Origin of the sequence: Nostoc sp. MG11 (assembly GCF_014904695.1) — a bacterium.
Lineage (GTDB): Bacteria > Cyanobacteriota > Cyanobacteriia > Cyanobacteriales > Nostocaceae > Komarekiella.
This window is the reverse complement of the sequence record NZ_JACXXN010000102.1, coordinates 1-6,965: the sequence shown is the minus strand read 5'-3', so window position 1 is coordinate 6,965 and position 6,965 is coordinate 1. Positions and strand designations below refer to the sequence as shown.

Annotated in this window: 8 protein-coding genes; 4 read left to right on the top strand and 4 right to left on the bottom strand. The window is 40.4% G+C overall.

What is annotated here, in order from left to right; genetic code table 11:
• The 4 genes from HCR01_RS36455 to HCR01_RS36440 form a co-directional block, all read right to left on the bottom strand.
• Nucleotides 1-676: hypothetical protein (locus HCR01_RS36455; protein WP_226890037.1), on the bottom strand; the 676-nt coding region annotated here is incomplete at its 3' end.
• Nucleotides 677-2,338: 1,662 nt separating this feature from the next.
• Nucleotides 2,339-2,503: a hypothetical protein gene (locus HCR01_RS36450; RefSeq protein ID WP_193200773.1), complete on the bottom strand. Its 165-nt coding sequence runs from the start codon at nucleotides 2,501-2,503 to the stop codon at nucleotides 2,339-2,341.
• Nucleotides 2,504-2,599: 96 nt separating this feature from the next.
• Nucleotides 2,600-2,857 carry a hypothetical protein gene (locus tag HCR01_RS36445; RefSeq protein ID WP_193200772.1) on the bottom strand — a complete coding sequence of 86 codons (258 nt, stop codon included), beginning with the start codon at nucleotides 2,855-2,857 and terminating at the stop codon, nucleotides 2,600-2,602.
• A gap of 70 nt (nucleotides 2,858-2,927) precedes the next feature.
• The gene (locus HCR01_RS36440; RefSeq protein WP_193200771.1) at nucleotides 2,928-3,389 is read right to left on the bottom strand and encodes a hypothetical protein; all 462 of its coding nucleotides are present in this window, start codon (nucleotides 3,387-3,389) and stop codon (nucleotides 2,928-2,930) included.
• Between the two features lie 359 nt (nucleotides 3,390-3,748).
• On the opposite strand from HCR01_RS36440, the gene HCR01_RS36435 reads away from it, so the two are divergent.
• From HCR01_RS36435 to HCR01_RS36420, 4 genes are all read left to right on the top strand, one after another.
• The gene (locus HCR01_RS36435; protein WP_193200770.1) at nucleotides 3,749-4,699 is read left to right on the top strand and encodes an RNA polymerase sigma factor, RpoD/SigA family; all 951 of its coding nucleotides are present in this window, start codon (nucleotides 3,749-3,751) and stop codon (nucleotides 4,697-4,699) included.
• Between the two features lie 310 nt (nucleotides 4,700-5,009).
• Complete coding sequence (locus HCR01_RS36430; protein WP_193200769.1) at nucleotides 5,010-5,261, top strand: hypothetical protein; 252 nt, start codon at nucleotides 5,010-5,012, stop codon at nucleotides 5,259-5,261.
• A 14-nt stretch (nucleotides 5,262-5,275) separates the two neighbouring features.
• Nucleotides 5,276-5,770, top strand: coding sequence for a hypothetical protein (locus HCR01_RS36425; RefSeq protein WP_193200768.1), 495 nt, complete (start codon nucleotides 5,276-5,278; stop codon nucleotides 5,768-5,770).
• A 39-nt stretch (nucleotides 5,771-5,809) separates the two neighbouring features.
• A partial coding sequence (locus tag HCR01_RS36420; protein ID WP_193200767.1) for a helix-hairpin-helix domain-containing protein occupies nucleotides 5,810-6,965 on the top strand: 1,156 nt, incomplete at its 3' end.

Sequence of the window (6,965 nt, the reverse complement as noted above, 5' to 3'; positions counted from 1 at the left end):
TGTTTGGAGGGCCCTTTGGATAGTGGTGCTGTGTTAGCAAGCTAATTCGAGAACCCATATCCTTTGCAAAAGGCACTGCCCATGTGCCGTAAACCGCAGTCGTACTTGGACCGGAAATGGGTGCATCAGCAATACTATTTCTAATCGCATTGAAATAGGTAGTAAATTCTTGTCTGAACTCGTTATAACTATATGTGGATGGACGCAATCCATTGCTACTATACAAATCAGGTTCGTTGCCAATTGCAAAGGATAACAGCCTATCTGCGGCAACAAGAGCAACATATTCTGCTTGCAAGGCAGCAAACTTGGGTTCTGACTGTGCAAGATTGATTCCCAGTATTACTTTCCAGTCAACTGTGCGCGCAAAATCAAATAGGTTGTCAATATCATTTTTTGTAATTATTTGCTTCTGGGTTGCTGATATTGCTTTGCTGCTATCAATCCAAAATGTATTATCCACAGAATTCCCACCGATCCGCAGCACGCCTTTACTACTTAGTTGCTTGACAAAATTCCGCAATAGTATATTGTCAGTTCTAAAGAAAAGAGATCTAGGCAATGTAGCTGCTTCGTAACTTAATCCTATAAAGTCAAATGGAATCGTGATACCTGGTTGATTAGCATTGATAGTGACTATTGCTTGAACAGAAGTGTTGCTATTTGACAGTTCCATATGATTTCAGTATATACAAAAAGAAATGGAAGTTAACGAAAGATTGAAGAATCAATTCGTCCGAATTCAGAAATCAGAACAAGAAGTTGGAGGATTTAGAGCCGTCCCTAATAGTAGACAGCTAAATTTTTAATTTAGCTCTTTTCTTAAAACCACTTATTCACCCGCCAGTGGTACAGAATTGATGCGCTCATTCTGACAACTGACGCCTTTATTCTTTCTTGATAAGAGCTTCAGCCAACGTTCTTGGAGATGGCAATCAGCATTTATTGATTGGAACTATATTAAGCTAATGAGCATTCCGCGTTGCATAGGATTAGGACTGTAGCTGTTTACTACAAGCAAATCATCTTGGAAAAATAAATGACGATTAACTTGCTCACGTTCCTGTGCCAGATAAGCACAAGGGTATTGATAAGTTCGCTCTCATACACTCTTTACTCAAGATACAAGTTCAATCTTTGCCGATGCGATTAAACCTTATATATGCAATCGCACCTGTTGAGGTTCTAATAAGCCTGTTTGCTTACACTGGTATACAAGAGTCCTTACAATTATTACCTGACACTAATACTGTATTTTGCTTTTAATCAAAGCTAGTATCTTTTGCTGCTCAGTTCCCCTTTCTTTCCGCACGCAGCACACTGCAAATCTCTATCAAATACTCTTTTGAATGCAAGCGTGACTTCAAGTCACTTTCATACACTATCTCTCAAAGTCAAGCGTAATTTCTGCTAGTACTGCTAATCTGTATATGCAGTAGCACTTATTGAAGTCATACAAAATTTGCTTACTTGCACTGTTACATTACAGCCCTTGTAATCAACCTTATGACGCTAATACTACATTTTAACTCTCACCAAAGCTAGTGTTTTTTGCTAACTAGTTCCCCTTTCCTTTAGCAAGCAATACACTGAAGTTTAATATTAAATATTTTTGGTGACGAACTTATGTACTTTCTAATTTAACACACTCTTTCCCAAAGTCAAGCATAATTTTTGCTAGCAATAGGTTACTGCTGTGGTGCTCAATGGTTAGGGCAAGAGTAAATTTATATATGCATGTTGTCCCCTCGATTGATCAAGGGGCGTGAAGGCTGCCTGATTTTTTAGGGTTGTGTTGCAGGGAAGTAAGAAAGATTTTTTCAAAGCCTTTGATTTGTATAATGCACAAGGTAACACTGTTGCCTGCGTCTTTACAAGAAGTTTGATCATGAATCATTTTCCTAATTATGAAGTAATCAAAGATTTGATCGGCTGGGAAAGCTCCATAGGTACTTAAAAAATAGCCACTCTCAAAAGAGCGGCTAGTTCATTAAGTATTTTCAGCTTGCAGCCAATCTTCTCGATAAATTTGTATTTGCCTTTGTTTGTTATAGTTTTGGTAACTAATATTAACATTGACGAAATACCCTTGACCAAATAATTACTAATTCGTAATTCGTAATTCGTAATTATTTCGTGTCAAAGCCCCAACCAAATCTTTGATTTAGTGGTCTTCAATCAGCGAAAAGTTCTGCGAAGAGAAGTTAGCGAGTCTGCGAGCGTCGGAGGGTTTCCCTCCAAGCAAACTTCGGGGAGGGCAACCCTGGGCAGGAAACTTTTCAAGACAGTGGTGGGTTCAAGCCCCCACTGATTGTAAATACGAATTACGAATTATCAATTACGAATTATGTTGATACTCAGTTATTTCCTTAATTCTTCCGTTGAGCCAATTCCGCTCATCTAAATGCCAAAAATTGATAGTTTTATTTACGTTATAGGTGGCATTATCAGTTTTCAAAGATTGGACTTTGGTGAATTTAGACAAGGTTGCCGCCGCCAGCATGATTATCCCTCTTGATAATACTTTAGCCATGCAGAGATGTAACCAAAATAAACAAGAGCTTGTAATAGTGAAGATAATTACAAGCTCTTACTTACTTCAGTACATCGTGTTGTATTGTTTTAAAGTCATTAACTGTGCATAGTATTTACCAAACTCTTCTTTGCAAGCCAAATACAAACCTTCGCCAGTATTAAGATAAGTATATAGTTCGCTATTCATAAAACGGTTGCCATTATATTTAATCGGTGGCAAACAGTTCAAATACCATTCGTATGATTCTTCTGTAATTTCTCTCCACTGTTGATTGTTGGCTTCAAAGTCTTTAACAACGGTAGGATATGGATTTTCTAACATGGTAATTTCTCCAGATATGTTGAACCCTCGGTAATTAGCCGAGGGTTATAAATTTGTTATTTGGTGATCTTTAAGCAACTTTGCGTGGTCTACCTGGCTTGCGCTTCGCCATTGGTGTTACTGCATCAGTCTTTTTGTTCGACTTACTCTTCGCAACTAATTCATTTTTCTTGGGTGTTTTGGTATGCTTTGGCTGTGGTTTAATTTCTTCTGCTGGAGGCAGTAATCTTAATGCAGGAAATGAGAGGATAGCTGCAAAAGTTGAATTAGTTTGATCAACTTTAGTTTCTAATGTCCAAGGGTCGGGCAATTGTTCAAACTTACCTGTTGTCTTGCTGGATGTTGCGACTGGAATTTCTGATAATACTGATGATGGTAATTGTGAGACGATATCTGAGTTTTCTTCTGAAATTATGCTACTGGTGTTAGCAACGGATACAAAAAGTTCAGTAATAAACTGAAACATCACGATTACGACAAATGCCCAAAAGATAGTTTCGATAGTCAAAGTAAGTACGTTTTGAACGTTCATTTTTTCTCCTAGTTTTTTGTAGTTTCCCGAATTTCTCAAAAACATCTCGCAAGCACGTTTTCAGACCTTGTTTTCAAATGAAGAGGCTTTTAACAAGGCAGCGCGAGGTAAGCTTAATCTTTCAATCTCGATGTAGCGTAGCGGTTTATCTTTGATTATAAAAGAGACTTCAATCTCAATGGAACGAAGCTTTTTACATTTACTTAATTAGCACTTTCAAGTAATATGTATATAGTGGGCAACACCAATATCAAATATTCTAGTAGTTGAATTATTGGTGTTTAACTAATTTATCAAACATTGGTTTGTACCAATATTTGATAGCCAAAAGCTTAAAAGTTATCACGATTAATTAAAGTATGGCTAGTGCAACTCCTGATCTAGTTCATTCCTACCTCCAGGAAATCGGTCGTTATCCTCTGCTGTCTCCCTCTCAAGAGATTGCTTATGCAAGGCAGGTGCAGTTGATGCTCAAGCTTGAACAAGAACGCGTGAGCCTCACACGACAACTAAACCGACAACCAACCGACTCGGAATTAGCTGCTTCACTTGAGAAAACTGAAGCCGAAGTGAGTTCAATTCTTCGCCAAGGACAACGAGCTAAACAGAAGATGGTGACAGCTAATTTGCGACTGGTGGTTGCGATCGCTAAAAAATACCAGAACCGCAATCTAGAGTTTCCCGACTTGATCCAAGAAGGGGCACTTGGTTTACAGCGCAGTATTGAAAAGTTTGATCCCAATCGTGGTTATAAACTATCGACTTACGCTTATTGGTGGATCACTCAAGCCATCACAAGAGCTATAGCAGAAAAATCTCGCGTTATTCGTTTGCCCATCCATCTCAATGAAAGACTTAATAAAATCAAGAACCAAGAGCGAGAACTGTCTCAATCACTCGGTCGTCGTCCAACTGTGACAGAGATTGCCGAGTCCTTAAAACTCAAGCCTTCTTTGATTCGGGAATCTCTGAATGTCTCGAAACATCCCGTTTCTTTAGAGATGAGAGTGGGAGCCGAACGAGAAACCGAATTGATCAATATCTTGCCTGTGCCTGACAACTCTCCTTTGGAGCAAATCAATCAAGAACTTTTGTATCAGGACTTGAGCAAGTTACTGGCATTGTTAAAGGAGAAGCAACGAGAAGTCTTAACTTTACGCTTTGGATTGGGGGATGAGCGCCCACTTTCTTTAAACCAAATCGCAAAACGCCTCAAACTCAGTCGAGAACGAGTTGGTAAAATTGAAAATCAAGCAATGAAAATTCTTCGTTGCCATCAAGACAACATCAAAGAGTATCTTATTAATTAGTGCGATTTGTTGTGTCCAACTTGATCTCAACACCGAGTTTATAAACTTCAGGTTCACCACTTTAATGTTGATCCCTCAGATAACCGCCTAGAGAACGGATGCCTATCTGTGTAGTAGCTGCCACCTGGGCAAGGCAATGTTTCACCAGCGCAGTTGTCTCTGTTTCTAGAGTCGAGATAAACAATATTCAATGCCAATCTGCCAGAATAGTTCTGTCTGTACTTGACTGCCAACGCAATATCAAACAAAGCTTATAGGTAGTTAGAAGTTAAAGACTATATTTATAGAGAGAAGAACACCCAGATATACGATGCCAAGCAGCAAGATTATCGAAGTCCGAGAGTACACCGTCAGAGCGCACAAACGCGAGATTCACACGCGCACATTCAACTTTGTTTGCCAGCAGTGCCAGCAGCCAACCCAACGCGAGACTTTTGGCCCGCGACCGCTCTACTGTGAGCAATGCCGTCATCCTCAAGCACCCAAGAAATCGGCAGTTCCTCTCAAGAAAAGGAAACCCAGAGCGATGACTTATAAGAGTGATGAGGGCAAAGTGGGGTAATTGGTTTTTGTAGTATGACCGAACTATACAAGGCTGGAATCATTGAGGTAATAGAAGCAGAAGATGAAGATGAAGATTTATTTGAAGTTGCGGTGCATTTTGACGGCGATATTTTTCTTCCCAACATCGTTTTTGAAGGCAAAGACCACGCATTACGGCAAGCTAGAAATCTTTACGATTGGTTAGAAGCTGATCCCAAAAAAATCAAAGGAGAACGACTGCATTGGCAATCATACGTAGTTAATCGCGAGTCTTTAAGAGAGTATCCAGCTTGTTATTTACCTTACTACTACTCAAGATACGAACAAAGTTTAGAAGTTTTAATTGTGCCAGACTTGGAAGCGAGCGCTCATGGTTGGTTGAGCGCTGAACCTTTACCTTACTATCTGGACAAAGAAGATGGCTTGGTAGTTCTTGGAGACATTTCAGATAATGCTGTGCTAGCTGGTTGGTATAAAGCTATAGATATACGTATTCACCTTGATTCTTTTAGTATATTTGTACTATAATAAAGCCGCTCTAATCATGTGCGGCGTTCTCAAAAAGTAATGTCCACCCTCTCAAATCTTTCTGATCAACAATTAAATACCTCTGTCCCACACGAAACAATTACGGGTGTAGTAGAACGCCTGACCTTCTACTCTGTTGAATCGGGTTACACTGTGGCACGCCTGGTGCGCCCTCGTGCTACAGAACTTACAACAATCGTCGGCAGTTTCGCCAATATTCAGCCAGGGCAGACTCTACAATTAACTGGTTTTTGGCGTGACCATCCCCAATTTGGCCCACAGTTTCAAGTCGTCAACTACCGAGAAACCAAACCCGCCACTCTCACCGGGATTGAGAAATACTTAGGTAGTGGTTTAATTAAAGGCGTGGGCCCCGTCACAGCAAGGCGCATTGTTGCTCACTTTGGTTTGGAAACTCTGGAGATTATTGAAAACCAAATTGACCGACTCATTGAAGTTCAAGGTATAGCCAAAAAGCGGATCAAATTAATCAAAAACGCCTGGGAAACACAGAAAGCCATCAAAGAAGTTATGGTGTTTCTTCAAAGTCATGGCGTTTCTACCACCTACGCGGTAAAGATTTACAAACAATACAAAGATGAGGCGATCGCCACAGTTACTAACAATCCGTACCAATTAGCCACCGACATCTACGGCATTGGGTTTCTCACAGCTGATAAAATTGCCTTCAATTTGGGAGTTGCACCGGATAGTGAGTTTCGTTACCGTGCTGGTTTAATTCATGTTTTAGGTGAAGCTGCTGCCGATGGGCATTGCTATTTACCCCAGCCAGAACTTCTAAAGAATGTCATCAAACTACTGATTACAGAATCGCACGAACCGAAAGAAAACGCGATCGCTGACATTATAAAAGACATGGCACTTAAAGATGACCTCATCCGAGAGAAGGGCGAAGACCAAACACTGCTGTGCTACAAACCAACATATTTCCACACTGAACAGAACCTTGCTCAATCAATACACAACATGTTGAGCCAACCAGTTGCACAAGATATGCCGCGTGTTCGTGCCTGGATCGACCGCTTTACCAACAGTCGCAAAATCCAGCTTTCAGAGCAGCAGCAGCTAGCGGTAGAAATGGCTGCGTATTCAAGGGTGATGATTTTGACTGGTGGCCCTGGTTGCGGCAAAACTTTCACCACCCACACCATAGTCTCTCTGTGGCAAGCAATGG

What these genes read in the sequence shown, in the direction of transcription:
- HCR01_RS36450 (WP_193200773.1), bottom strand. Translation starts at nt 2,503, where the DNA reads ATGCTGGCGGCGGCAACCTTGTCTAAATTCACCAAAGTCCAATCTTTG.
- HCR01_RS36445 (WP_193200772.1), bottom strand. Translation starts at nt 2,857, where the DNA reads ATGTTAGAAAATCCATATCCTACCGTTGTTAAAGACTTTGAAGCCAAC.
- HCR01_RS36440 (WP_193200771.1), bottom strand. Translation starts at nt 3,389, where the DNA reads ATGAACGTTCAAAACGTACTTACTTTGACTATCGAAACTATCTTTTGG.
- HCR01_RS36435 (WP_193200770.1), top strand. Translation starts at nt 3,749, where the DNA reads ATGGCTAGTGCAACTCCTGATCTAGTTCATTCCTACCTCCAGGAAATC.
- HCR01_RS36430 (WP_193200769.1), top strand. Translation starts at nt 5,010, where the DNA reads ATGCCAAGCAGCAAGATTATCGAAGTCCGAGAGTACACCGTCAGAGCG.
- HCR01_RS36425 (WP_193200768.1), top strand. Translation starts at nt 5,276, where the DNA reads ATGACCGAACTATACAAGGCTGGAATCATTGAGGTAATAGAAGCAGAA.